Annotated in this window: 24 protein-coding genes and 4 pseudogenes; 13 read left to right on the top strand and 15 right to left on the bottom strand. The window is 70.4% G+C overall.

The window, feature by feature from the left end:
- Positions 1-58: 58 nt before the first annotated feature.
- The 3 genes from OG698_RS02605 to OG698_RS02615 form a co-directional block, all read right to left on the bottom strand.
- Positions 59-1,399, bottom strand: coding sequence for an MFS transporter (locus OG698_RS02605; protein WP_406101161.1), 1,341 nt, complete (start codon positions 1,397-1,399; stop codon positions 59-61).
- A gap of 40 nt (positions 1,400-1,439) precedes the next feature.
- The gene (locus tag OG698_RS02610) at positions 1,440-2,945 is read right to left on the bottom strand and encodes an NAD-dependent succinate-semialdehyde dehydrogenase (protein WP_406101163.1); all 1,506 of its coding nucleotides are present in this window, start codon (positions 2,943-2,945) and stop codon (positions 1,440-1,442) included.
- Positions 2,946-3,205: 260 nt separating this feature from the next.
- Positions 3,206-3,979: an IclR family transcriptional regulator gene (locus OG698_RS02615; RefSeq protein WP_406101164.1), complete on the bottom strand. Its 774-nt coding sequence runs from the start codon at positions 3,977-3,979 to the stop codon at positions 3,206-3,208.
- A 327-nt stretch (positions 3,980-4,306) separates the two neighbouring features.
- Here OG698_RS02615 and fae point away from each other — a divergent pair, with 327 nt between their 5' ends.
- Both fae and OG698_RS02625 read left to right on the top strand, forming a co-directional pair.
- Positions 4,307-4,855: a formaldehyde-activating enzyme gene (gene fae / locus OG698_RS02620; protein WP_406101165.1), complete on the top strand. Its 549-nt coding sequence runs from the start codon at positions 4,307-4,309 to the stop codon at positions 4,853-4,855.
- An 83-nt stretch (positions 4,856-4,938) separates the two neighbouring features.
- Positions 4,939-5,874 (top strand): NAD(P)-dependent oxidoreductase, encoded by a 936-nt coding sequence (locus OG698_RS02625; protein WP_406101166.1) that lies wholly within the window; start codon positions 4,939-4,941, stop codon positions 5,872-5,874.
- Between the two features lie 311 nt (positions 5,875-6,185).
- On the opposite strand, the gene OG698_RS02630 is transcribed toward OG698_RS02625, so the two are convergent.
- The 3 genes and pseudogenes from OG698_RS02630 to OG698_RS02640 form a co-directional block, all read right to left on the bottom strand.
- Positions 6,186-6,608: a universal stress protein gene (locus OG698_RS02630; RefSeq protein ID WP_406110791.1), complete on the bottom strand. Its 423-nt coding sequence runs from the start codon at positions 6,606-6,608 to the stop codon at positions 6,186-6,188.
- A 375-nt stretch (positions 6,609-6,983) separates the two neighbouring features.
- Positions 6,984-7,310 (bottom strand): annotated as a pseudogene (locus OG698_RS02635) (carotenoid oxygenase family protein); the annotation flags it as partial.
- Between the two features lie 135 nt (positions 7,311-7,445).
- Positions 7,446-8,573: a hypothetical protein gene (locus tag OG698_RS02640; protein WP_406101167.1), complete on the bottom strand. Its 1,128-nt coding sequence runs from the start codon at positions 8,571-8,573 to the stop codon at positions 7,446-7,448.
- Between the two features lie 71 nt (positions 8,574-8,644).
- Between OG698_RS02640 and OG698_RS02645 the strand changes: the two genes are divergently transcribed.
- Entirely contained in the window at positions 8,645-8,812 is a 168-nt protein-coding gene (locus tag OG698_RS02645) for a hypothetical protein (protein WP_406101168.1), read from the top strand.
- A gap of 346 nt (positions 8,813-9,158) precedes the next feature.
- Positions 9,159-9,686 (top strand): hypothetical protein, encoded by a 528-nt coding sequence (locus OG698_RS02650; RefSeq protein WP_406101169.1) that lies wholly within the window; start codon positions 9,159-9,161, stop codon positions 9,684-9,686.
- A gap of 204 nt (positions 9,687-9,890) precedes the next feature.
- On the opposite strand, the pseudogene OG698_RS02655 reads toward OG698_RS02650, so the two are convergent.
- From OG698_RS02655 to OG698_RS02685, 7 genes and pseudogenes are all read right to left on the bottom strand, one after another.
- Positions 9,891-10,094, bottom strand: a pseudogene (locus OG698_RS02655) (L-serine ammonia-lyase); the annotation flags it as partial.
- A 178-nt stretch (positions 10,095-10,272) separates the two neighbouring features.
- Positions 10,273-10,590, bottom strand: coding sequence for a putative quinol monooxygenase (locus OG698_RS02660; protein ID WP_329565312.1), 318 nt, complete (start codon positions 10,588-10,590; stop codon positions 10,273-10,275).
- A 55-nt stretch (positions 10,591-10,645) separates the two neighbouring features.
- Positions 10,646-11,740 carry a phosphotransferase family protein gene (locus OG698_RS02665; protein WP_406101171.1) on the bottom strand — a complete coding sequence of 365 codons (1,095 nt, stop codon included), beginning with the start codon at positions 11,738-11,740 and terminating at the stop codon, positions 10,646-10,648.
- Positions 11,741-11,833: 93 nt separating this feature from the next.
- Positions 11,834-12,646: an SDR family oxidoreductase gene (locus tag OG698_RS02670; protein WP_100593632.1), complete on the bottom strand. Its 813-nt coding sequence runs from the start codon at positions 12,644-12,646 to the stop codon at positions 11,834-11,836.
- A gap of 114 nt (positions 12,647-12,760) precedes the next feature.
- Positions 12,761-13,633 carry an SCO6745 family protein gene (locus OG698_RS02675; protein ID WP_406101172.1) on the bottom strand — a complete coding sequence of 291 codons (873 nt, stop codon included), beginning with the start codon at positions 13,631-13,633 and terminating at the stop codon, positions 12,761-12,763.
- Positions 13,634-13,680: 47 nt separating this feature from the next.
- On the bottom strand, positions 13,681-15,222 hold the full coding sequence (locus tag OG698_RS02680) for a class I adenylate-forming enzyme family protein (protein ID WP_406101173.1): 1,542 nt from the start codon (positions 15,220-15,222) through the stop codon (positions 13,681-13,683).
- A gap of 19 nt (positions 15,223-15,241) precedes the next feature.
- Positions 15,242-16,060 carry an enoyl-CoA hydratase-related protein gene (locus OG698_RS02685; protein ID WP_406101175.1) on the bottom strand — a complete coding sequence of 273 codons (819 nt, stop codon included), beginning with the start codon at positions 16,058-16,060 and terminating at the stop codon, positions 15,242-15,244.
- A gap of 150 nt (positions 16,061-16,210) precedes the next feature.
- Here OG698_RS02685 and OG698_RS02690 point away from each other — a divergent pair, with 150 nt between their 5' ends.
- The 3 genes from OG698_RS02690 (at position 16,211) to OG698_RS02700 (ending at position 18,316) form a co-directional block, all read left to right on the top strand.
- A complete protein-coding gene (locus tag OG698_RS02690) occupies positions 16,211-17,149 on the top strand; it encodes an alpha/beta fold hydrolase (protein ID WP_406101176.1) in 939 nt (312 codons plus the stop codon).
- A gap of 55 nt (positions 17,150-17,204) precedes the next feature.
- Positions 17,205-17,861, top strand: a complete 657-nt coding sequence (locus tag OG698_RS02695; RefSeq protein WP_406101177.1) for a TetR/AcrR family transcriptional regulator — start codon at positions 17,205-17,207, stop codon at positions 17,859-17,861.
- Between the two features lie 188 nt (positions 17,862-18,049).
- Complete coding sequence (locus OG698_RS02700) at positions 18,050-18,316, top strand: CGNR zinc finger domain-containing protein (protein WP_406110793.1); 267 nt, start codon at positions 18,050-18,052, stop codon at positions 18,314-18,316.
- 35 nt (positions 18,317-18,351) lie between these two features.
- Here OG698_RS02700 and OG698_RS02705 read toward each other — a convergent pair whose 3' ends face one another.
- Positions 18,352-19,551, bottom strand: a complete 1,200-nt coding sequence (locus OG698_RS02705) for a cysteine desulfurase-like protein (protein ID WP_406101178.1) — start codon at positions 19,549-19,551, stop codon at positions 18,352-18,354.
- Between the two features lie 87 nt (positions 19,552-19,638).
- Between OG698_RS02705 and OG698_RS02710 the strand changes: the two are divergent.
- The 4 genes and pseudogenes from OG698_RS02710 to OG698_RS02725 form a co-directional block, all read left to right on the top strand.
- Positions 19,639-20,079, top strand: a pseudogene (locus OG698_RS02710) (MarR family winged helix-turn-helix transcriptional regulator); the annotation flags it as partial.
- Positions 20,080-20,204: 125 nt separating this feature from the next.
- Positions 20,205-21,050 (top strand): ABC transporter ATP-binding protein, encoded by an 846-nt coding sequence (locus OG698_RS02715; protein ID WP_406101179.1) that lies wholly within the window; start codon positions 20,205-20,207, stop codon positions 21,048-21,050.
- Positions 21,010-21,861 carry an ABC transporter permease gene (locus tag OG698_RS02720; RefSeq protein ID WP_399976624.1) on the top strand — a complete coding sequence of 284 codons (852 nt, stop codon included), beginning with the start codon at positions 21,010-21,012 and terminating at the stop codon, positions 21,859-21,861. The genes OG698_RS02715 and OG698_RS02720 overlap by 41 nt, the downstream gene beginning before the upstream one ends.
- Positions 21,862-21,941: 80 nt before the next feature.
- On the top strand, positions 21,942-22,163 hold the full coding sequence (locus tag OG698_RS02725; RefSeq protein ID WP_406101180.1) for a hypothetical protein: 222 nt from the start codon (positions 21,942-21,944) through the stop codon (positions 22,161-22,163).
- A gap of 219 nt (positions 22,164-22,382) precedes the next feature.
- Here OG698_RS02725 and OG698_RS02730 read toward each other — a convergent pair.
- Positions 22,383-23,589: pseudogene (locus OG698_RS02730) on the bottom strand (RNA-guided endonuclease InsQ/TnpB family protein).
- A 160-nt stretch (positions 23,590-23,749) separates the two neighbouring features.
- Between OG698_RS02730 and OG698_RS02735 the strand changes: the two are divergent.
- Both OG698_RS02735 and OG698_RS02740 read left to right on the top strand, forming a co-directional pair.
- Positions 23,750-24,097, top strand: a complete 348-nt coding sequence (locus tag OG698_RS02735; RefSeq protein WP_406101181.1) for a hypothetical protein — start codon at positions 23,750-23,752, stop codon at positions 24,095-24,097.
- Entirely contained in the window at positions 24,094-24,693 is a 600-nt protein-coding gene (locus OG698_RS02740) for a Dabb family protein (protein ID WP_406101182.1), read from the top strand. Before OG698_RS02735 ends, OG698_RS02740 begins: the two co-directional genes overlap by 4 nt.
- The last annotated feature ends 10 nt before the right edge of the window (positions 24,694-24,703 follow it).

The following is a 24,703-nucleotide window of genomic DNA, read 5'->3' on the forward strand; positions in this document are numbered from 1 at the left end:
CTGGGCAGTCGGAGCGCACAGGCAGAGCGAGAGCCGGAGGCAGTGGCAGAGTCCCGCGTCAGCGCCCCGCGCGCGCCGTGTGGGCGAGGTCCATGTCCGTCGTCTCCGGGGCCAGGAAGTGGGAGACCAGACCGCCGAGCGCGAGCACCGCCGCGCCGACCAGCAGAACGAATCGCGGGCCCACGTGTTCCAGGCCCATCGGCAGCAGGAACGTACCGATCGCGGCACCCACCCGGCTGATGGCCGCCGCGAATCCGACTCCCGTGGTGCGCAGCGCGGTGGGGAAGACCTCCAGCGGATACACCGCCGTCAACGCGCTGGACGCCGCGTTGAGGAAGATGAAGAACAGGAAGCCACCCACCACCACCGGTGTGACGTCCGGCCACATGGCCACAAGGGCGAGGCAGACCGCGGTGATCCAGAACGGGGGGATCAGGAGCTTGCGGCGGCCGATGCGTTCGACCACGAGGCAGCCGAGCGTCACTCCGGCGACGGCGGTGAACGCGTAGACGAGGAGTGCGGCGACCGCGTTGTCGCCCATGTTCAGGGCCTCGAACACCTCGCTCCAGAAGGCGCCGATCGCGAAGTACGGCAGGACGAGCGCCGCCCAGAACGTGCCGGCGAAGACGGTCGCCCGCAGGTGCTTGCGGCTGAACAGGGCCCGGAATCCTGCCTGTTCACCGGTCTCGGCGAGTTCGGCGTCCGCGTCGAGCTCGATGCCGTACCGCTCGATGAGCGTCTGGGCCTCCTCGGTGCGGCCCTTGCTGAGGAGCCAGCGCGCCGACTCCGGCACGCCCCCGCGCAGTGCCAGACAGACGACGGCGATGACCGCGCCGCTGGACAGGGACCAGCGCCAGCCGCCGTCCATCTCGGCGAACAGGGCGCCGACCACGGTGGCCAGGGCGTATCCCACGTACCAGCTGATCTCCAGGCTGCCGAGCAGTCGGCCGCGGCCCTTGCTCGGCGCGTACTCGGACAGCAGGGGCGCGCCGACCGCGTACTCGCCGCCGATCGCCAGGCCCATCACCAGGCGGATCAGGAAGAGTTGCGTGCCGTCCGCCACGAAGAACTGAGCCACCGAGCTGATCAGGAAGATCAGCATGTCGACCATGAAGACGGGGCGGCGCCCGAACCGGTCGGCGAGCCAGCCGAATACCGGTCCGCCGAAGAAGATGCCGATCAGCGGTGAGGCTCCGACCAGACCCTGGGCGACCGTGCCCAGGTGCAGGTCCGCGGTGAGCGCGGTCATCGCCATGCCGATGCCGCCGATGACGTAGCCGTCCAGGCCCTGGCCCAACTGGGTCGCGGTCTTCAGGCGGAAGTGCAGCCGGGCCCGGTCGCGGGGGCTGCCCGCCGCGGACGAGCCGTGGGGGCGTTGGGAGACAGGCGTCATTGCCATGGGGACTCCGTAGGTTGTGAGAGCAGGGGCAGGCCGGGATTCAGGGGGTGGGCCAGTCCAGGGCTACGTACTTGGTCTCCAGGAACGCCTCGATTCCCTCGCGGCCTCCCTCGCGGCCGATGCCGGACTGCTTGACGCCGCCGAAGGGGGCGGCCGTGTCGGAGATCAGGCCGCGGTTGAGGCCGACCATGCCGGCCTCGAGGCGCTCGGCGATCCGCAGGCCGCGGGCCAGGTCGCGGGTGTAGACGTACGAGGCAAGGCCGTACGCGGTGTCGTTGGCGGCGGCGAGCATCTCCTCCTCGTCGGTGAAGGTGACGATCGGGGCGACCGGGCCGAAGACCTCGGTGTGCAGGATGTGGGCGTCGGCGGGGACGTCGGTGAGGACGGTGGCCGGGTGGTACCAGCCTCCGTCGGCGGGGGCCTCGCCCTGCGCGGCGATCCGGGCGCCGCGGTTCACGGCGTCGGTGACGAGGCCGGAGATCCGTTCCACCGCCGTCGGGTTGATCATCGGGCCGAGGGTGACGCCCTCGGCGAGGCCGGGACCGGCCTTGACCTCACGCATCGCGGCGCCGAACTTCTCGGTGAACTCTGCGGCGACGTCGGAGTGCACGTAGAAGCGGTTGGCGGCGATGCACACCTCTCCCCCGCCGCGCATCTTGGCGTCCATCGCGCCGCGTACGGCGGCGTCGATGTCGGCGTCGGCGAGGACCACGAACGGGGCGTTGCCGCCGAGTTCCATCGTCACGTTGACGACGTGCTCGGCGCACTGGCGCAGCAGGACGCGGCCGGTGGCGGTGGAGCCGGTGAAGGAGAACTTGCGGACACGCTCGTCGTCCAGCCAGGCGGAGACGGTTTCTGGGGCGCGGTCGGTCGGCAGTACGTTGAGCAGGCCGGCCGGCAGTCCGGCCTCGGCGAGCAGCGCGGCGACGGCCAGCGCGGTCAGGGGTGTCTCGGGCGCCGGCTTGAGCACTACGGGGCAGCCTGCCGCGAGCGCCGGGGCGATCTTGCGGGTGGCCATCGCGGCGGGGAAGTTCCACGGCGTCACGAACGCCGTGACGCCGACGGGTGCCTTGAGGATCGCGTGCCGGAAGCCGCCCGCCGGTGCCTCGCCGAAGCCGGAGCCGATGCGCACGGCCTCCTCGGCGAACCAGCGGAAGAACTCGGCGGCGTAGCCGACCTCGGCCTTGGCGTCGCGGTACGCCTTGCCGTTCTCCAGGGTGATGAGCCGGGCGAGGGCGTCGCTGTGCTCGTGCATCAGGCGGAAGGCGCCGGTGAGGATCTCGGAGCGGCGGCGAGCCGGGGTGCGCCGCCACTCCTCGGCCGCGGCCGCCGCGGCGTCGAGGGCGTCGGCCGCGTCCTTCGCCGAGGCGGCGCCGACCTCGCGGACGACCTCGCCGGTGGCCGGGTCGTACACCGGGTACGTGCGGCCGTCGGACGCGGCGCGCCACTGCCCGCCGATCCACAAGTCCCCTTCTCCATAAGGCGACTTGACGATGCTCTCGATATCGGTGGCGAGGTCGGTCTCGACGGCGAGGTCGATGTCCATGGACTGCTCCTTGCACCGGTCGCGGGCGCTCAGGGCGCACGGAACCGGCAGGTGGAAGAAAGTGTTGCCAAGCGGACCGGCGGAAAAGGGCGTGCCGAAGGGCAGGCCCGGTGCGGGGCGGGGACGTCTCTGGGGTCTCTGTCCGTCGCGCTGGGGCCGGGATGCGAGGAATTTACGGGCCGTTAACGGCCGGGAACAAGACGTCTGTGGCGATCGAGACGTGAGTTGCGCTCAGCGCAACCGCTCCCCCGTGCCGCCGCCTACTGCCGCGGCTCCCAGCCGAGCTGGGCCGACACCTGCGCCGCGGCGGCCGCGGCGGCACGTCCCGCGTGGTCGAGGCGCGCCGCGAATCGCTCGGCGGGCGCGGTGACGTTGAGCGCGGCCACGACCCGGCCGCGGAAGTCGCGCACTGCGGCGGACACGCCGACGAGCCCGGGCTCGAACTCCTCGACCTCCCGGGCGAATCCCTCCGCCTGGGCCCGCCGGATGCGGGACCAGAGGTCGGGCACCGACACCTCTTCGGTGGCCCCGAACCGCACATACAGCTCGTCGGGACTGGCGCCCTCCAGGAGCACCGGCCCCGCGGAGGTGATCCAGGCGGAGCAGCCGCGGCCCTCCCATTCGCGCAGCCGGTAGGAGTGTCCTGACACCGAGAGCAAGGTGCGCACCTCCCTGTCGTGCAGCACGCACAGGTGGGTGGTCTCCTCCAGGTCAGCGGCCAACCGGTGCATGACCGGCCCCGCCACGCGCACGACCCGGCTCTCCGAGGTCCGCGCGACCAGCGAGAACAGCCGCCAGCCGAGCCGGTACTCGAGGCTGTCGGGGTCCCGCTCGACGATGCCCTCGTCGGCGAGCGCCTTCAGCGCCCGGGAAACCTGGCTCTTGTCGCGCCCCACCAGCTGGGCTATGCGTACGACGCCGAGGCCGCCGGTGCGGTGGGCCTCGGGCGAGCCGAGGGCTTCGAGGAGGTCGACGTCGCGGCGCAGGCCGTGGCCCTGGCTGCGGACGGACCGGGGGGCGTTCACTTCGTTCACGCTCGCATCGTAGAGGCGTCGGGCTGCCGGCGAAGTGCCTGGTCAGAGTCTGGTCACGCGAGGGTCCTGGGCGGGTGGGAGCGTGGGGGTTGCGCGCATCGCAACCCCGGTTTCGATTTCCGGTGCGGGCTTGCACGCCGGTCGCGCGGCGACCTAGTTTCGCCGAGCAGCCGGCCGAAGGCGGGTACGTCCCGCCGGTGCGGCTACGTCTCGTGCCGCGAGTCGGCACACCCTTCAACTCGTCCGGCGTGCTGGCCTGTTGGGCCTTCTGTGCCCCTGGCCTGATCCCACCCTGTCCCGCCCTGATCCTCGTACGGGAGCACCACCATGTCCTTTGCCTCCACCGCCCTCATCGGTGAAGCCTTCGTGGGCGACGGCGTCAACGCCGCGCACACCAACATCGTCCTCGGCCGCAAGGGTGGTCCGGTGGAGACCGCGTGGGCCACCGCCCTGGCCACGCCGAGCGCGGGGCACGTGCCGTTCATGACGGTCGTGCGCCCCTCGGTGCCGGTGAAGCCGCTGACCCTGTTCGTCAACAAGGCGGCTGCCGACGGGGAGCTGCACGAGCGCGCCACCTGGGGCTCGGCCCAGGCGGGCCTCGCACAGGGGGTCGCCGACGCCGTGGCCGACGGGACCGTCCCCGCCGGCGAGGCGGACGACCTGCTGATCATCGCCGCGATCTGGGTCAACCCGGGCGTCGACGACCTCGACGAGTCCTTCCGTAACCAGCGCGTCGCCGCCCACCAGGCGCTGCGCGCCGCCGTCGAGGGCCGGCCGACAGCCGGGGACGTGATCGACGCGGTCAAGTCCGGTGTCACCAATCCGTTCTACACGCCGTCGGCGCAGCAGCTCGCGGACTCGGCGCCCAAGGCCTGACGCTGCGCTCAACTCCCCATCCCCGCACCACACTTACGGCATTCCCCTTACACCCTCGTACGCCGCTGCAGTAAGGAAAGATCATGAGGATCGGATTCATCGGTCTCGGCAACATGGGCGGCCACATGGCCCGTCATCTCATCCAGGCGGGGCACCAGGTGACGGTGCACGACACCCGCCCCGAGGCCGCCGCCGAGCACGTGGCACTCGGTGCCGCGTGGGCGGAGACCGCCGCTCTGTGCGCGAGCGACGCCGAGGTCCTGGTGACGATGCTGCCCAACCCGCGCATCGTCGAGGACGTGCTGCTGCGCGGCGCGGTCGCCGAGGCGCTGCCCGCCGGGTCCCTCTGGATCGACATGTCGACGTCCACGCCGGCCGCCGCCGACCGGGTCGCCGCCGAGGTGCTCGACAAGCGCGGTGTGCGCCGGCTCGACGCACCGGTGAGCGGTATGGCGCACGGCGCCAAGGCCGGGATGCTGCAGATCTTCGTCGGTGGCTCCGACGCCGACTTCGCGGCGGCGCTGCCCGTGCTCGAGGTGATGGGTGACCCCGACCGCATCCTCCACGTGGGTCCGCTGGGCGCCGGTTACACGGTCAAACTCATGATCAACCTGCTCTGGTTCACCCACCTCACGGCCTCCGCCGAGGTCCTGGCGATGGGTGTGAAGGCGGGCGTCGGCCTGGACACCCTGCGCAACGCGCTCCTGGCCAGCCCGGCCGCCTCGAACTTCCTCGAGAACGACATCATGTCCATCCTGACCGACGGGGACTACGACGACTCCTTCGCCATGGCACTCGCCTGCAAGGACCTCGGGCTCGCCGTGGACCTGGGCCGCGACATCGGCGTCTCCACCGAACTGTCGGCCCTGGTCGAGCAGATCTACCGCCGCTCCAAGGCTCAGCACGGCGACCTGGCGGGCGAGATGAGCCCGGTCCGTCTTTACGAGTCCCTGGCGGGCCAGGAATTCCGGCTCCCGGCGACGCCGGCACGGGAGGCGGGCACACCGGCGGCCGTGTGACCGGAGAGGGCTGGGTGGCATGAAGTAGCGCTTGGGCCCGGTGCCGGTCGTGGCACGGGGCCCAGGCGGTGGGCTCCCCCGCACCCCCCTTCCCGCCTCCGTTTGGCTCTCTGCCCGCGCGTGCGGTCGGGAGGGCACGGCATCTCGGTGTCAGCCGTAGCGGAACGGTCAGGAGTGGTGCTCATGGCGACAGGCCGGGGTGATCGACCCGCGACCGGCTCCGGGGTCTCGTACGCCAGGACGCAACCGAGGACAACATCACCGATCACTCGGCCGGCGCCGTGGCGCCGGAGCACTTCTGACCGGACACGTCATTCGACAGGCACGTCCGGCCGGATGATCGTCACTGGGCACGGAGCGTGCTGTGCCACCTGCTGACTGACCGAACCGAGCAGCGCCCGTCGGAAACGGCCGTGGCCGCGGCCGCCCACGACCAGCATCTCGGCGTCCTGGGCAAAATCCAGCAGCACGTCGGCCGCATTGCCACGCACGAGGCGTTCGTGCACCAGCGAGCCGCCCTTCTCGCCGAGGACGGCGCGGACCTCCTCGACCAGACCCTGCTCGGCCTGCCCCTCGTCGAAGTCGGCGTCCACCGCCGGGGCCGACCACGACGCCATACCGGGTACCTCCCACGCCGACACCGCCTCTACCCTCCCGCCCACCAGGTCCGCGTACCGGACGGCCCAGCGCAGCGCGGCCCGCGAAGAGGGCGAACCGTCGATGCCCACTACGATCCTCGGCGGCCTGTCCATCGGCGTTCACCCTTTCGATGCTTTACCTCCACAGTGTCCGAATCCCGTACACACCGCCACGTGAGGCGGCCCGCAGTCAGCCACGGGCCGCAACCGCCGGGGAGCGGCCCGTCGGGCCCTTGCCCGCCCGCTCAACCCGACCCCGGCGGTGACCACCGTGGGCCTACGGGCATCGGCCTGTGTGAGCAGGGCACCGCCTCGAACCCACAGCGTGGACCGGCCGCAGCCGGTCAGCGAGCCGGCCAGATGCACCTGGCACCCATCGGTGGCACCACGCAGAGAGTTTTATCCTCACGCGTCCGGCACCCAGCTCCCGTGGAAGCCGAGCGGTACCCGTCCCGGCAGGTGGATGGGCTCCCCGTGCACCATGCCGTCCCCGAGCATCCAGTGGTGGGCCCGGGGGTCCTCAACTCCCAACGCGTTGGGGCCGGTTCGCAGGTAGCGGCCGTCCAGGTCACGCGGTACCCGGCCGGTCACCTCGAGGCCGAACGCGGTGAGTTCCTCGGTGACCGGTGCGAACGCGCCCTCCAGGAACGGAGTTGACCCACTCCCCCCGGCCACCGTGTCGCGGGTGGCGGCCTGCGCCTCGATGGCGTAGCAGACGGGGCCGTAGCCTCCGACGACGCTGCCGGCTGCCGCGACTGCCGCTCCCTGGAGGATCCTTCGGCGTGTGTGACTGCTCATCGCTCTTCCCCGTCCTTGGACCGTGCCCGGCAGGTCCTCGCCGGTGCTGGGAAAAGCCTGCCGCGCGGCCGACGGCGAGTCAGTTGGCCTGAGGCCCGGGTGGGGGTGGTGCCAGTAACACCCCCACCCGGGTCGCTAACCGGGAACGGCCGCCGTGTCACGTCCCCCGGCCAGCCGCAGTGTCACAACGGTCGCAAGCCCCGCCGCGACGCCGAAGGTGAGCGCGGCCGGGACTCCGTTGCCCAGCGTTGAGAACACATGAACAGGCCCGTACACGGTGGCCGTGTCGTCGATCGCCATGTGCAGCACTTGGCTCGCCAGCAGTCCCAGTACGGTTGCGCAGACCGCGCCCATCGCCATCGCCGGCACCGTGGTGCGTGTGAGCAGGCCGGGCAGCAGACGTAGCGCCCACCACACCACGGCCAGCAGGATCACGTCGACGGCGCGGTACAGCAGCCAGTCCCCGAGCCCAGTGCTCCCGGGGCCCGTCCAGCCGCCGAGCAGCAGCCACTGGCGCAGCAGGTCGCCGGGCTCGGACAACATTCCTCCGCTGCCGAACGAGGTCTGGATCCGGGCCGCCACCGATTGGTACGAGAGGACCACCAGCGACAACGCGACCACCGCGGTCCCCACGCTCGCGGCCAGGCGGGCCGGGCGCGGCGGCACACTCTGCCGGGGCAGCGGCTCCTCACCCTTGGCAGTGACACGCGCCACGATCACCGTGACCACGGCGGTCAACAGTCCTGTGAACACCGTGACCGGGCCGCTCGAAGCGACCGCACTCGCCAGTGCCGGCAGGACCCGGTAGCTGCCGTGCCCCCTGGATGCGATCAGCCACGGCGCGGAGACCGTGACCGCCAGCGTTCCGGCCACCGGGGCCCAGGCCCACAACGCGAGGAGGGTGGCCGGCGTACGGCCCTGCGTCGGCGGGATCCTGCGGACCAGGAGCAGCGCGCCGGCCAGGAAGAACACGAAGACCGCCACGAATCTGATCTGCATCGCCGTGCTGTACAGATCGGCGTACTGGGTGCTTCCGCCCGCCGCTGTGCTTGCGCCCACAGGCCCGCCCGACATCAGCTCCGCCGGGGAGTCGTACGACCACGGTGCGAGCCATCGCACGAGTTCGCTCACGGACTGTGGGTCGAACACGCTCGTGGTGCCGCGCAGTTGCAGTGCCTGCGTGCTCGCCCCCGCCCACCACAGCAACAGCGTGATCAGCAAGCCTCCGACCAGTGCCGGTATCACCGCGCGCCGGTATGTCATGTGTCGTCCCCCACCTTGGCCCTGCAGCTGTACGTGCTGCGATCAGCGGAAGAATAGGCGGTGGTGATCGCGTGCGGCACGCGTCCGCGGGCAACGGCTCCACGGGGAGCCTTGCGCAGACGGGCGCCGGAGTGCCGGCGGGCCCGCCGGCGGCCATGGCCGCCCCGGTCGTCGCGGCCGGAGCGGGCACCGTCCTCGCCTTGCGCAAGCGGCGCGGCGACGGAGAACGGTCGGCCTGAGGCCTCGCCCCACGGGCACCCGGCGGAGGGCTGACACTGCCTCAGTTCTCCGCGGGCGCCTGTGGGCAGCTGGCCGGGTGGAGGACACCCGGGAAGTCCCGCTGCACGACAGCGACCCCGTCGTAGGCGACCTGACTCCCGCAGCGGCATGCCCGGCGGCGGAGTCACGATCACAAGCGAGAGTTGGCCACCTGACCACCATGAAACCAACCTGCGCCGGACATCGATGCCCGCGTGCGCACGGGCGCGAAGTGGGAACTTCCTGTCCTCGCGCGTTACGGTGGACGACCTGATCGTTTGAGAAGTGACACGACGGCCGCGCCGTCGTCGGGGGAAGTGAGCAGCCATGGCCATGGTGGGGCTTTTCTGGATCGCCGAGGGTGATGTGTATGTGGGCGCGAAGCCGTCCGGTCTGGCTACGGGGGTACGCCTGACACCCGAGGGCGTGGTGGGCCTCGGCGACGGCCAGTCGACCCTCTACCTGTGGGAGGACGTGACCGCCCTGACGGTGGCGGACGTCCCCGTGAAGTCCCTGAAGCGGCAGGTCGGCGTGGTCAAGGACCTGGCTCTGGCCGCGGTGACGGAGCTGGCGCTGCCGGTGAGCTCGGGCCGGATCGACGAGGCCCCGCCCCTGATGGCCGTGCGCGTCGAATCGTCCGACGGCGACCAAGAGTTGGCGGCCTACGTCGCCGCGGCCGTCGGCTACCCCCAGACCGAGGTCGATCTCTCCCGCGTCCTCCTGTCCCGCCTCACGCAGGGCGCCGCGACGATGGAGACGACGCTGGCGGCGATGTCGGCGTGGGGCCGCGCCTGGGAGGGCGGGTCGCCTCGGAGCTCGCAGCGGGAGCAGCTGTTGCGGGAGTGGGCGGCCTAGCGTCTCCGACTCCGATCGGGGCCGGATGACGGCTCGACTGCGGCCAGGGCCCCGGTTGTGGCGCCGGGCTCGGCCGTGACGGCCGCTCAGATCACGGGCAGGCGATGGCGGTCAGCGCGTTTCGTCAGCACTCGATGAGGTTGACCGCAAGTCCGCCGGGCGCCGTCTCCTTCTACCTGACGGACATGTCGGCGCCGGTCTCCCCTCCGTGCGCCAGACCTTCTCGTTCTCCAGCATCAGCGCGGAGATCGACAGGCCGGTCTCCCCGGACAGGCGCAGCGGCTCGTCGCCCGCGCTGCACGGGTGGGTGAGCACTGTGACGTCGAGCTTGATCCGGTCTGCGCCGACGGCGTCCTCGTCGACGACGAACCCGCCGCCGACCGAGTAGTACGTCTTCTCCCACAGCGGAAGGCGGTCGGCGTCGATCCACGCCGGGGCGGCAAGACCGGTCGTGGAGCGGTGGACGTCCCCGTGTCCTTCGGCGGCGTCACCTTCACCACCGGTGACATCCTGCACGCCGACGACGACGGGGTCGCCCCCCTTCCCGGGGGCACGTCTGCCTCATTCGTGTCTGGTTCGCCCTTGTCTACAGCGCGCCCTTCTCAGCGTCTCCCGCCAAAAGCGCGTCGAAGACCGCGACATCCGCCGGTCCCTCCAGCGCGTCCTTCAGTGCGCGTCCGATCCCGGCGAGCGCGGCTCCCTTGCCGTGGGTGTGGAGCGCCTCCTTGGACTGCCACTTCTCGACCATGACGAAGTGGCCGGTGGTGCCGGTCTTGCGGTGCAGGGCCCAGCGGGCGCACCCCGGCTCCGCGTGCACATCGGCCGCGGCCGCTCGCAGTGTCTTCTCGACGAGTTCCTCCTGACCGGGCTTGGCGATCATGGTGGCGATGACGACGTACGACATGGGGTGCTTCTCCTGGGGTGATCGATGGGCGGGCGGGGCGGGGAAAGGCGCAGTGTCAGAGGCCGTAGTGGGTGGCCAGCGTCCAGGCATGGTCGATCATCTGGTCGATATAGGCGGTGCTGGGCGGGCCGCCCTCCGCTGCATTGCGTGGCTCGTCGAGAGCGCGTCGCAGGACGCCCTCTCCGATGACCGCCACCTTCCATACGGCGAGTACGTGCCAGAAGGCGAGCTCCGGCCCGATGTCACGGCCGCTCGACCGGGCATAGCTGTCGACGAGTTCGTCGCGTCGGGCGAAGCCGTCCAGCGCCGTGACGCCGAGGGCGGGGCGGTCGGGCGGGACTTCGCCGGGCTCGGGCCAGTAGGCGAGCAGGGTGCCCAGGTCGGCCATCGGGTCGCCGAGCGTCGACAGCTCCCAGTCGAGCGCCGCGCGCACGGCGCCGGTGTCCGGCGAGCAGATCACGTTGCGGACGTGCAGGTCGCCGTGGACCAGGACGAGGCTCTGCCGGTCGGGTACGCGGCGGCGCAGCAGCTCGGTGAGCCGGTGGAGGGCGGGCTGGTCGCGAGTGCGGCTCTGTTCCCACTGCCGGGACCACCGTTTCAACTGCCGTTCGGCGTAAGGCCGGTGGCTGGCGAGGTCGTGCAGGCCCGTCGTCTCCAGGTTCACGGCGTGGATGGCGGCGAGGGTGTGTGTCAGCGACGGTCCTACGCCTGCCCGTACCCGGGTGGGCAGTGCCTTGGCCACTTCAAGGCCGTCGAGCACGATCCCGTCGACGTGCTCCATCACCAGGTGGTGCACGCCGTCGTCGTCGCACAGGCCGACCACGGCGGGTACGGGGACCTGGGTGCCGGCGAGGGCCGCCATGATGCGGTGTTCGCGCCCGATGTCGTGGGCGGTGGGCAGCAGGGGGCCGTGCGGGGGACGGCGCACCACCCAGCAGTGGCCGTTGGCGTCGTCGACGCGGTAGGTGAGGTTGCTCTGGCCGAGCCCGATACGCCGGGCGGTGAGCGGCCCGGTGACCTGCTCGCCCCGCTCCCCCAGCCATCGGGCGAGCGCGCCGAGGTCGGTGCCCGTCGGCGCTGCGACGACGAATCTCGCCCCGCGCTCGTCCCCCCGGTCGGACAGCTCGACCACGCATCCTCCAACGGTCATGTCTCTTACGGTTTCACCGACGGCCGCCCGGCGCGAGGTCCGCCATCATCGGGTCCGGGCCGGCAGTGCGCGGCAGCGATGTGCTGCTTCAGGTCACTTCACAGACGCCTGATAGCGCCGCATGCCGCGGAGCCACCGGTCGTAGTCGCTGCCCTTGTGGCGGTAGAAATCGAGTACCTGCGGGTGCGGAAGGACGAGGAACCGTTCGTCCCCGACCGCCTCCATCACGCGGTCGGCGACATCGAGCGGCCGCAGCAGCTCCCCCGAGTCCAACACGGCGCGGGCGGCGGCGCGTTCGACCGGATCGTCCGACCGGGTGCCGGCCATGAGCAGTTCGGTCTCGACACCCTGCGGGCACAGGCAGCTCACCCGCACCCCGCTGTCCCCGTACGTCACCGAGAGCCATTCGGCGAAGGCAACCGCGCCGTGCTTGCTGACGGAGTACGTCGCGGAGCCGATCTGTGTGAGCAGCCCGGCAGCCGACGCCGTGCTGAAGAAGTAGCCGGCGCCGCGCTCCATCCAGCGTGGCACCAGCAACTTCGCGGCACGCACGTGGGCCATCACGTTGACGTCGAGCGCGCGACTCCACTCGTCCTCGCTCGCGTCGAGCCCCGCGCCACCGCCGACACCCGCGTTGGCGAAGTACAGGTCGACCGGTCCGAACCGCTCCTCGGCCGCGTCGACGATCCGCTCCAGGTCGGCCGTCGACGCGGCATTGCCCGCCACTCCCCCGACCCGCTCGCCGTGCGAACCGGCCAGCTGCTTGACCGTCGCGTCGAGGCGGCCGGCGTCGAGGTCCGTCAGCAGGACGCCTTGAGCGTCGTGTTCGAGGAGGCGCTGCGCGATGGCGGCGCCGATGCCGCCCGCTGCCCCCGTGACGATCGCGACCTTCCCGTTGATCTGCACGAACTCTCCCGTTCAGTTGCTCGACCGTCTCTCCTGCGGTCCCTGCACCGTAATTGAATCCGGTGTCACCTTCAATGCCTCGTCGCGGTGGACCCGACCCGCGCGGAGCGCATGTCAGCCCTTCAGTCGCGTCGCCGCCCACGGCATCAACTCCGCTGCCAGGGACTGGCTCCAGGGCCGCACCAGGTCGCGCAACTCGGCGCAGCCGTCCGGTCCCAGGGCCGTGTAGGGCGCGGCGGCCATCCGGTCGGTGGCCTCCTCGACCGCCGATCGCCACTCCTCCCCTTGCGCGGTGAAGGCCAGGTCAGAGCCGCCGGCGAGCCACCCCCGCGTACGCAGCGCCTCCACCGCCTCCGCCCATTCATCCGGCGACCAGGAGCGCGTCGTCCGAAGTGTCTCGGCCCCCACCGGCCCGGCCGCGGCATGGGTGACCAGCGCCTCGACGTTGTTCAGCCCGGCGTCCAGGAGCGCCGTCACGTGGCCGTCTCCCCGGAATTCACGCAGCAGCGTCTGGGCATGCCAGAGCACGAGATGCGGCTCGTCGGGCCAGGGCAGCGCGGCGTGCGCGGCGAACAGGGGCCGTCCGTGCAGGTACGGCAGCGCGGCCTCCGCGGCGCGCCTGGACAACTCCGCGGCCCGCCGAGTCCCCTCCGACGCAAGAACCTCCGCCCCGAGAATCCTGCGAAGCGTCCCGTCGATGCCGGCCAGCCGTGCGGCGAGGAACGCCTCGGGCGGAGCGGTCCGCCAGGCGGCGGGCAGCGCAGCCCGTACGGCCTTCGGGTTGAAGTTGTAGAAGGTGGCGATCACGACTTCCGGTGCGACCGGGCCCAGGGCCGCCGCGCGGGAGGCGAAGTATCCGGGCCCACTCTCCACCCCCAGAGCCGCGTAGGCGGCGTGTGCCTCGGCCGAGAAGTAGACCGCACCGTGGTAGGGCTCGACCGTCTGCCAGGTCCGGCGGGCGTAGGCAGGTGCGTGTGTCGTCGTCATGCGTGTGTCCCGTCGCTGGTTCGAGGCGTTCCAGGAAGCGCAGTTGCTCAGTCCCGCAGTATCGTCCCCGGCGCGTCGGCCGTGCTCGTGTCCGCCTTCAGCAGGGCGGGATCGATCGCGCGCTTGAGGATCTTCCCGGTCGCCCCCTTCGGCAACTCGTCCACGACGGCGACGAGATGGGGCACCTTGTAGGCGGAGAGACGTTCCTTGGCCCATGCGCGCAGTTCGGCCACGCCGAGGCGGACGCCGGGCCGTACCGCGATGACGGCCGCGACCTCTTCGCCGTAGAACTCGTCGGGGACCCCTATGACGGCCGCCTCGACGATGTCGGGGTGTTCGTACAGGACCTCCTCGACCTCGCGCGGGTAGACGTTGTAGCCACCGCGGATGACAAGGTCCTTCTTGCGGTCGACGATGCGCAGGTCTCCGTCGTCGTCCGTGGCGCCGAGGTCGCCGGTGCGCAGCCACCCGTCGCGCAGGGCCTCGGCGGTGGCATCGGGTCGGTTCCAGTAGCCCTTCATCACAACGGGGCCCTTGATGTGGACCTCGCCGACCTGGCCGGGCGGCAGTTCGTGACCGTCGTCGTCCCGTACGGAGACGGCGCAGCCCGGCAGGGCCCGTCCCACGTGTCCCGGCTTCGCCGGCCGGCCCGCGAGATGGCAGGTCGCGGCGCCGGTGGTCTCCGTCAGGCCGTATCCCTCGACGATGGTGCAGCCGAACCGCTTCTCGAAGGCGCGCATCACCTCCACCGGCAGTGAGGCGCCGCCGGAGGACGCGAGGCGCAGACCGGCGAAGTCGGCGCCGGTGTCGTCGGCGGTGCGCAGGACGGCGTTCCACATGGTGGGTACGCCCGCGATGAAGGTGGGGTGGTCGCGGCGGATCATGGCCAGCATGGTCGACGGGTGGAAGCGTTCGAGGAGGGTGAGGCTGCCGCCGGCGCGCATTGTGGTGGCCATCACGCACGCCTGCCCGAAGACGTGGAACAGGGGCAGGCCGGTCACGGCGCAGTCCTCGGCGGTGATGGCGTGCACGTCGCAGAAGACCGCCGCGCAGGCGTTGAGATTGCCGTGGGTGAGCTGGGCGCCCTTGGGCCGTCCTGTGGTGCCGGAGGTGTAGAGGAGAGCGGCTGTGTCGTCGTCCTCGCTTGGGTGCACATCAAGGATCGAGGGGGTCCCTGTCGGACCCGTTTCGGTGAGACCGGGCCGCAACTCCCAGTACGGGATGGACAGTTCGTCCGCGGCCTGCGCGGGTGCCGGAGCGATCGCGTGCCAGCCCAGGACGAGTGACACCTCCGCATCGCCCGCTATGAACGCCAACTCCCTTTGCGGGGCCATGGTGTTGGCGGTGACGGCGATCGCTCCGGCGGCGAGGATCCCGTAGTAGGCGAAGGCGAACTCGGGCACGGAAGGCGCGACGAGCAGGACTCGGTCGCCGGGGCGTACGCCGTGCTCCGCCAGGCGGCCCGCGACGGCGGCGGCGCGCTCACGGAGGCGGCCGTAGGTCCACTCCTCACCGTCCTCCCCGCGAAGGGCGATGCGGTGGGGTGTCGACGAGGCGTGATTCCAGACTGGTGCGGCAGCGTTGGTCATGCGGGGCGACCTTCCGTGCTCACTTGGGGTCGAGGGGGCGGAATGCGGGCGCGCGGCCCTCCAGATAGCTGGCGACGCCCTCGGCGGCGTCGGGTCGGCGGAAGGCTTCCGGCATGAGTGCGTCCGCCGCGTCGGCGGCCGTGACGAAGTCGGTGTCGAGAGCCTGGAGCACCTGGCGCTTCATGACGGTCATCGACACGGGTGAGGACCAGGTGGCCAGTTCGGTGGCGTACTCGACTGCGGCGTCGAGGAGCTGAGCCGCGTCGACGACCCTGTTGACCAGCCCCATTTCGTACGCCTCCGTACCGCGCACCACCCGCCCGGACAGCAGCAGGTCCATGGCCCGGCTCTGGCCGATGAGGCGCGGCAGCAGCCAGGCGATGCCGTACTCGGCGATCAGGCCGCGGCGCGCGAACGCCGTCGTGAACTTGGCATCGGGTGTACTGAAGCGGATGTCGCAGTAAAGGGCCTCGACGAGGCCGAGCCCGGCGGCGGCCCCGTTGACGGCCGCTATGAGGGGCTTGCGCAGCGTCAGCGGGAACCACCGCGGGCGCTCCCTCTTCGGCATCGCGCCATCCATCGACTCCACTGTCGCACCAGCCTGTTGCAGGTCGTCCATGTCGGCGCCCGCGCAGAAGCCGCGGCCCGCTCCGGTCAGGACGATCGCCCGCACGCCGGGATCCGCCTCGGCTTCGTCGAGCAGAGCGAAGTAGCGTTCTTCCAGCTCGTCGGTCCAGGCGTTGAGACGGTCCGGGCGGTTGAGCGTCAGCACGAGCACGGAACCTCGCCGTTCGGCCAGAACCGTCGTCGACTGGGCTGCCTGGATACTTCCGGTCACCGTCGTCCTCTCCCCTTCAGCGGTTCGAGCCTCTGGGGCCCGCCTCATGTATATTTGAACCCAACGTCAAGTTCAACACCTACGACACGCCCCTTACCGGCGTGAGTTCCTTGCGCCGGCCAGCATGCGAACAACAGGAGTTCTGGGCACATGACGACACACATGCCGGTCACCGACTGGGAGCGCGTCGCGGCGCGGGATGTCACGACCAACGGCATCACCCTCCGCGTCTTCGAACACGGCGAAGGACGGCCGGACAGGCCTCCCGTGGTCCTGTGCCACGGCTTTCCTGAGCTGGCCTTTTCCTGGAGGCATCAGGTTTTCGCGCTCGCCGGGGCGGGGTACCGCGTACTGGTTCCCGACATGCGCGGGTACGGCGGCAGCGCACGCCCCGAGGATGTCGACGCCTACGACATCCTGACGCTCTGCGCCGACCTGGCCGGGCTCCTCGACGACATCGGCGCGGACGACGCCTTCTTCATCGGGCACGACTGGGGCGCCTCCGTGGTGTGGAACATGGCGTTGCTCCATCCCGAGCGGGTACGCGCGGTGGCCGGGATGAGCGTGCCGCCGACGCCGCGCGCCCCGGCCCCACCGCTGCCCATCCTGCGCTCACGCAACGGCGACGACTTCTACATCGTGTGGTTCCAGGAGCCGGGCGTCGCCGACCGGGCGCTGAGCCAGAACGTGCGCAGGACCCTCGTCACGAGGGAGATCTACTCCGCCAAGTGGGCCGCCAAGGCCGACGAGCAGTTGCCGCCTCCGCGATGGATGGGCGACGAGGAACTCACCTACTACGTCAAGACGTTCGAGGAGACCGGCTTCACCGGTGGCCTCAACTACTACCGCAACCTCGATCGCAACTGGGCGCTGACCGAGCACCTGGACGGCCGCCTCATCAATCAGCCGTCACTCTTCATCACCGGGTCGAAGGACCCGGTGGGGAAGTTCATGCCCGCGCGCCTCGACCGGATGCTCACCGACCTCCGTGGACAGATCGTCCTCGACGGCGCCGGGCACTGGATCCAGCAGGAGCGAGCGGAGGATGTGAACGCCGCGCTGCTGGAGTTCCTCTCCGCCCTCGGCTGATAATATCCGCCGCTACCGGTGATGTACGTGATCGATCAAGAGTGGATGGACCCCAGTGGCTGCCCAGGCCCCGGCCGCAGACGGCGGCCAGAAACAACCGATCACGCCACGCAGCCCGCGCGGTGTCCGGACACGTAACGCGCTGATCACCGCCGCCCGAGAGGTCTTCGAACGCGACGGATATCTGGACGCCCGGATCACGGACATCTCCAAGGCGGCGCATGTCGCCTCCGGGTCCTTCTACACGTACTTCAACAGCAAGGAAGAGATCTTCCAGGCGCTCGTCGAGCAGGTGCAGGAGGAGATGCTCCACCCGCACCTGCGCGAGCGCACCGGGATCACCGACACCAGGCAGCTCATCGACGCGTCGAACCGTGAGTACCTGCGCGCGTACAAGAAGAACGCGCGCCTGATGGCGCTGTTCGAGCAAGTGGCCCAGGTCGACGAGAAGTTCATGGCGCTGCGCATCGAGCGCGGCAACGCGTTCGCGCGCCGCAACGCCAGGCTGATCCAGACGCTGCAGGAGAGCGGCGAAGCCGACACGAGCCTGGATCCGCTGGTCACGGCGCACGCCCTGTCCGTGATGGTGAGCCGCATGGCCTACATGGTGTTCGTGCTGGGCCAGCGCATTCCCTTCGAGCGGCTCGTCACGACACTCAACAAGATCTGGGAGAACGGCCTCCAGCTCACGGCCTCCGAGCCGGAACGCTGACCGCTCGGAGTCCGGCCGCGGCGGCCCGGCCCGGCGCCGGCGGCGGTGCTTCGACGGTGACCATCAGGCCGGAAAGCGCATCTGAGCCGGGGCGGTGTCGTAGGGATCGTCCTCCGCGGCGAAGTGTGGCAGTGGTACGTCGCGACACCTCGCCGGAGGCTTCCCTCGTCGACGAACTCGCCGTCCTCATGGGGACCGGACTGCTGGGCGTCGTACGGACTTTGAGCCGTGAGCGGTTCCGCCATCGCGCTGCGGCCGGAAGCGACGGAATGTTCGTGGACACCAGCAAGGCGGGCCCACGCCGCTACTGCACGGCCGAGGTGTGCGGCAACCGTCGCAACATGGCGAACTACCGCGCCCGTCGGCTGGCCAGTGGGGGGAGGCGCAGCCCTCCCGGACCGCGGGGCCCAAGGGCTGACAGGGCAGGCCCTCGGTCCCGGCCAATGATCGGTTGATCGAGGCCCTGCCGGCCGCACACAGGAAAAGCAGGTCAGAGGAAAGACGCAAGCCCGTCGAGGAACCTGCCCACGTCTTCGGCGGAGTTGTACGGCGCCAGGCCCACTCGAAGGGCGGGGTTCTCCAGCTTCAGGGCGGTGAAGGTCTCGTAGGCGTAGAACGATCCAGCGGGGGCCAGGACGTCGCGTGCGGCGAGATGGACCTGGGCCTCGCGCGCGTCACGGCCTTCGATCGTCATCAGGAGGGTCGGGGTGCGGTCGGCCGCCTTCGAGTGCAGGGTGACGGCGTCGCCCAGAGCGCGCAGCCCCTCTTCGAGCCTCGTACGCAGCGCCCGCTCGTGCTCGTGCAGGGAGCCCAGCGAATGGGCGAGCCGCTCCCTGCGCGCGGCCCCCGTGCCCGGGTCGATCGCGGCGAGGAAGTCCACGGCTGCGGTGGCTCCCGCCAGGATCTCGTACGGCAGGGTGCCGAACTCGAAGCGCTCCGGCACGGTGTCGGGGGAAGGCGCGAGCTTGTCGGGGTGGACGGTGTCGAGGAGCTCGGGCGCCGCGGCGAGCACGCCGCAGTGCGGTCCGAGGAATTTGTACGGGGAGCAGACGAAGAGGTCCGCGCCCAGCGCGGGCACGTCGACCAGGTGGTGGGCGGCGTAGTGCACCCCGTCCACGTACACCAGGGCGCCGACCTCGTGCGCCCGGTCGGCGATGCGGCGCAGGGGCGGCTTGGTGCCCAGCACGTTCGAGGCCGCCGTGACCGCGACCAGGCGCGTCCGGGGCGACAGCGCCCGCTCGAACGAATCGAGGTCGAGCTCCATGCTCTCGCTGTCGATCTCAATCCAGCGGACCGTCACCCCGGCGCGCTCGGCCGCTTGCACCCAGGGGCGGACGTTGGAGTCGTGGTCCAGGCGGCTCAGGACGATCTCGTCGCCCGCGTTCCAGCCCTTGGCCAGGTGACGGGAGAAGTCATACGTCAGCTGGGTCGCGCTGCGCCCGTGGACGACACCGTCGGCGGGCACATTGAGCAGGTCCGCGTGGGCGGCGCGAAAGTCCGTGACGGCACGCTCGGCGTTGAGCTCGGAGCGGCTGACAACCCCCCGGTTGGACAGAGGGCCCGTCAGCGTCGCGACTATGGCGTCGGCGACCGGGCGCGGGGTCTGCGTCCCGCCCGGACCGTCGAAGAAGGCAAACCCGTGGTCCAGGGAGGGGAAGTGGGCCCGGAGAGCGTTCACGTCGATGGCCATGGCCTCAGCTTTCTGGAGAAGGGGAAGGCTCCGTGCGCCCACCGTAGGGGTCTGGGAATAGCTCGTACACAGAGCTAAACTTATGTCATGGCCACGGACGAGCTGGCAGATTCCTTCGCCGACGCACTCGCCGCCGTGCAACGCCTGACCCGGCGCAGGCTCCGGCGCGGCCTGAGTGCGCCCCCGTTTCGCGGCGCTCAGGTAGAGCTGCTGCGCCTGGTGGTCGACCGGCCGGGAATCGGTGTGTCGGCCGCCGCCCGGGAGCTGCGTCTCGCCGGGAACTCCGTTTCCACGCTCGTCAACCAGCTGGTCAAGGCCGGCTTTCTGCGCCGCGAGACCGATCCCTCGGACCGCAGATCGGCGCTGCTGTACGCGACCCCGGCCGCCGCGGCCCGGTTGCGCGACTGGCAGGTCCGGCGGGGCACATTGATGCGGGAACAACTGGCGGCGCTCGACCCGGCGGACCGGGCCGCGCTCGCCGCCGCGCTGCCGGCCCTGCGCAAGCTCGCCGACAACCTGCACGAGGACCGCACCCCCACCGTCCGCACGCCCACCGTCCACACAGAAACCATCCGCGCAGAAGCAATCCACGCAGAAGGTGAAACGCCCCACGCAGTACAGGGAGTACTGGGAGAACCGGGAGGTGCCCAGGCATGAGCGAGGACCCCGCGGTCTGCTGCCGCGGACTGGAGTACGCGTTCGGTGAGACCCGGGCCGTGGACGGCCTCGATCTCACGGTCGGGCCGGGCGAGGTCTTCGGACTGCTCGGACCCAACGGCGCCGGCAAGACCACCGCGATCCGCTGCATCACCACGCTTCTGCCGGTGCCGCGCGGCCGCGTATCCGTGTTCGGGCACGACGCGGCGACCGAGCGGATGGCGGTCCGCCGGCTCCTCGGGTACGTGCCGCAACAGTTGTCCGCCGACTCCGGCCTGACAGGGCGGGAGAACGTGACGCTGTTCGCCCGTGTCTTCGACGTCTCCCGGCGCGAACGGGCCCGCCGGGTGGCCCAGGCACTCGCCGCGGTCGACCTCACGGACGCCGCGGACCGGCTCGCCAAGAGCTACTCGGGCGGCATGGTGCGCCGGCTGGAACTCGCCCAGGCGCTGGTGAGCGCCCCGCGCCTGCTGATCCTCGACGAACCCACCATCGGCCTCGACCCGATCGCCCGGACCAGCGTGTGGGACCACATCAACGCGGTCCGCGGTGCCACCGGCATGACCGTCCTGGTCACAACCCACTACATGGACGAGGCCGACCAGTACTGCGACCGGGTCGCGCTCATGCACCGCGGGCGCGTGCACGCTCTCGGTACCCCCGACGGACTCCGCCGCGACCTGCACGAGCAGCGCGGGAACGCCGGATCCCAGGAGCCCTGGCCGACCTTGGAGGACGTCTTCCGCGACGTCGCCGGCCGCGGGCTCGACAGCGACGGTGGCGAAGGTGGTGACTTCCGCGATGTCCGCAGCACCCGCCGCACCGCGTCAAGGCTCGGCTGACCCGGCCGAGTTCGACCTGCTTCTGACCCCGCCCACGGCCCGTACCGGATGGCGCGTGGCGCCCGCCCGGGTGGTCGCCCTGTGCGCCGTAGAACTACAGAAGCTCCGGCACGACCGTTCGGAGTTGTACACCCGAGCCGTCCAACCCGCCCTCTGGCTGCTGGTGTTCGGCGAGACCTTCACCCGGATCAAGGCGATCCCGACCCACGGCATCCCCTACATCGACTATCTCGCGCCCGGCATCATCGCCCAGTCCGCGATGTTCATCGCCATTTTCTACGGCATCATGATCATCTGGGAGCGGGACGCCGGCATCCTGACCAAGCTCCTGGTCACGCCCACTCCGCGCGCGGCGCTCATCACGGGCAAGGCCTTCGCCGCCGGAGTCAAGGCACTGATCCAGGCCGTCGTCGTGATCGTCATCGCGGCGCTCCTCGGCGTCGCCCTGACCTGGAACCCACTGCGTCTGCTCGGCGTTGCCGTCGCGGTGGTGCTGGGCTCGGCGTTCTTCGCCTGTCTGTCGATGACCATCGCCGGCATCGTCCTCACCCGGGACCGCCTGATGGGCATCGGTCAGGCCATCACCATGCCGCTCTTCTTCGCATCCAACGCCCTCTACCCCATCTCGCTCATGCCGGGCTGGCTGCAGGCGATCAGCCGGATCAACCCGCTCAGCTACCAAGTCGACGCGCTGCGCGGCCTGCTGCTGGGCACACCGGCGCATCTTCCTCTGGACTACGCGGTACTCGCAGTGGCCGCCGCACTCGGCATCGTCGCCGCGTCCTCGCTGCTGCCCCGACTGGCCAGGTAGCCCGCGCGCGGCACCCCTCCGGGGAGTCCCCGCCCTGCATCCGGCGGGCGAAATCGGTGCTCCCGCCGTAACGTCGAATTATGTCCGTAAATCTCGTAGTGCTTGGCAAAGAGGGGCAGGCCTCGGAGCACCGAGGCGAGGTGCTGCACTTCGTCGACGGCAAGGAAGGCAAGTTCTCGTACTCGATCGACGCCGGTGCGCTGCTCGTATGGAAGGCAGACCCCCGTGCCGAGACGAGGGTAGAGGTGGCCTACGCCCCCCACGCGTGGATCAAGGCCAGCGGGGCCCGCAAGGACAGTTGACCGCCGGGCGACACCGGCCTGCCCTGCCGCAAGCCCCAACAGCGGCAAGGCGGGCGCCGGCACCCGCTCCCTGTTCCCTCCCTTCCATGCTCCCACTATTCCTGATAGGAACACTTCTAACAGGCATAGTGGTGACGGGCTGAAGTGAGGGAACCCTGGCATGGCATGCTCCGACTTGGAATGGTGACTCCGCCCCCTCATGAATGAGGGGGCTTCTCGCTACGCCGCTGCGGCTTCGCGACGGACCAGCCCGGCCCGTAGAACGTTGGTGGCTCCCACCGTGTCCGCGTGCGCTCTGTGGCCGCACGAGACGCAGTGGAACTTTTCTTGGGTGGGCCGGTTCTCCGCGCTGGTGTGCCCGCATTCGGGGCACTGGCGGGAGGTGTTGCGGGGGTCCACGGCGATCACTTCCCGTCCGGCGCTTTCAGCCTTGGCGGCCAGGATCGTCAGGAACACCCCCCATCCGGCATCGGCGATCGAGCGGTTGAGTCCCGTTTTCGCGCCGGCCCCGTTGGGCAGGAAGGCGCCCGACTTGGCAGGGTCGGGCTTCGGTGCGGCACGCCGGACCATGTTGCGGATCTTGAGGTCTTCGTGCGCGATGAAATCGTGTTCGCGCACGAGGTCAAGGGCGGTTTTGTGTGCGTGGTCGAGGCGCTGGCGGCGGACCTTGCGGTGCAGCTTCGCAACCTTCTCGACCGCTCGCCGGTGGTTGGCTGTCCGCTTGTCGCGGCGCACACACGGACAGGGCCTGCTGTGCGGCTTCGAGCTTCGCGGCGCTCTTCGCCCCGTGGCGCGGGTTGGGGACGAATCCGCCGCTGGAATCGGCGAGGAAGCTGGCTATGCCCAGGTCGATCCCGACGACCAAACCCGTCGCGGGCAGCGGTTCGGGCTGGACCTGTTCGGCACTCAGCACGACGAACCACTTCCGGCCCTCTCGTTTGACGCTGACGGTCTTGACCCTGCCGGCCACCGCCCGGTGCTGGTGCACCTTGACGTGCCCGACACCTTGAAGGCGGACACGAGTCACCAGGTCGTGCGGCGTGGAGTCCCACCGGCAGCCGTCCCCGTCCTTCGGGAACTCCACCGTGTCGAACCAGTTCACCCCACGAAAGCGCGGATAGTCGGGCTTCTCACCGGACTTGACCCGGCGGAAGAACGCCGCGAACGCCTTGTCCAACCGCCGGAGCGTGGCCTGCTGACTGGAGAACGACCAACGGCCCTGACGCTCCGGGTCGAACGCCCGGATGTCCTTCAGCTGCACGGACTGCTGCCCGTACTTGATGCTCGTCTTCGAGGCGTGCCGGTAAGCGTCACGGCGCTCCTGCAACGCACCGTTGTAAAGGGAGCAGTGATCACGCAACATCTCACCGAGCGCCTGAGCCTGCCGCACCGTGGGCCGCATGACGAACTTGTACGCACGAATCACCCAGCCCACCCCCTTCAGCTCTTGTCAGCAACATAACCGAGGCCACTGACAACCCCTCCGCAGACAGAACACCCACGCACACATGACCCGTCACAGCAGCCCCAAGACGCGTTTCCCACCGACCCCGGCTAAAGCCGGGGATACCCACGCAAGATAAGAGATGGCGCCATTCACCGACGGCCTGATCACCTCGGAGGGATTCCTCCGCGACCTCGCGGGCACGCTCGAAGAGTGGCTGCGACGCTGGCACGTGGAGTACCTGCCGGGCGCCGTGGGCCGGGGCATGACCGAGGAGCGTCTCTGGCGCGCCTGGAGCGGCCCGGACACCGTGACGGTCCGGATCCTGTGGTCGCTGCCGGACAGCGGCGCGTTCTTCGCCGCGCGTGCCGCGGCCGGCGCCGATCCTCGGGTCGCGGCGTTCTGGGCGTACACGGACGAGATCGCGCTCGACCGCGACCGTCATGTGCTGGAACCGGTCGCACGTGTTCACGAGGAGGCGGCGACGTGACCCGCTGGGTGGCTCTGCTCCCGGACGACAACACCGAGGCGTACAGCAAGACGGCTATTGCGGGGCCCGGCGTCCTGGGCGGCTCCGCGGCGGCCGATCTGCCGGGCAGTTTCGGCGGCACCGGCGCCACCTGGGACGTGACGGCGGACCGGACTCCCGCCGACATCGCTGCGGAGGCCGGTCTGCCGGAGCCTCTCGACACGGTCGCTCTCGCGCAGGTACGCGGGCGGTACGTCCCCCTGCGCGGCCCGCGCGTGAAACGAACACTGCTCCTGGCGGTCCGCCCCGGCACATCCAGCACTCTCGTCGAGCGACTGGAAGCGGATCTCATGGCGATGCCCGCCCACGTCTCCACCATCCGCTCCTGGTCCCTGAGCAGGGTGGACCAGACGCTCGCGGCCTCCCACTGGACCCATGTCTGGGAGCAGGAGTACGCGGACGTCCAGGGCTTGACCGGCGAGTATCTGGGCCACCCGTTCCACTGGACCTGCGCGGACCGGTGGTTCGACGGCGAGATTCCGACCGCCGGAATCGTGGAACCGCGCCTGGTCCACGTCTTCCGCTGGAGCCGTGAGCCGATCCTGGCCTCCCCCTGAGGCCGGGACC

Source organism: Streptomyces sp. NBC_01003, assembly GCF_045162695.1.
GTDB lineage: Bacteria > Actinomycetota > Actinomycetes > Streptomycetales > Streptomycetaceae > Streptomyces.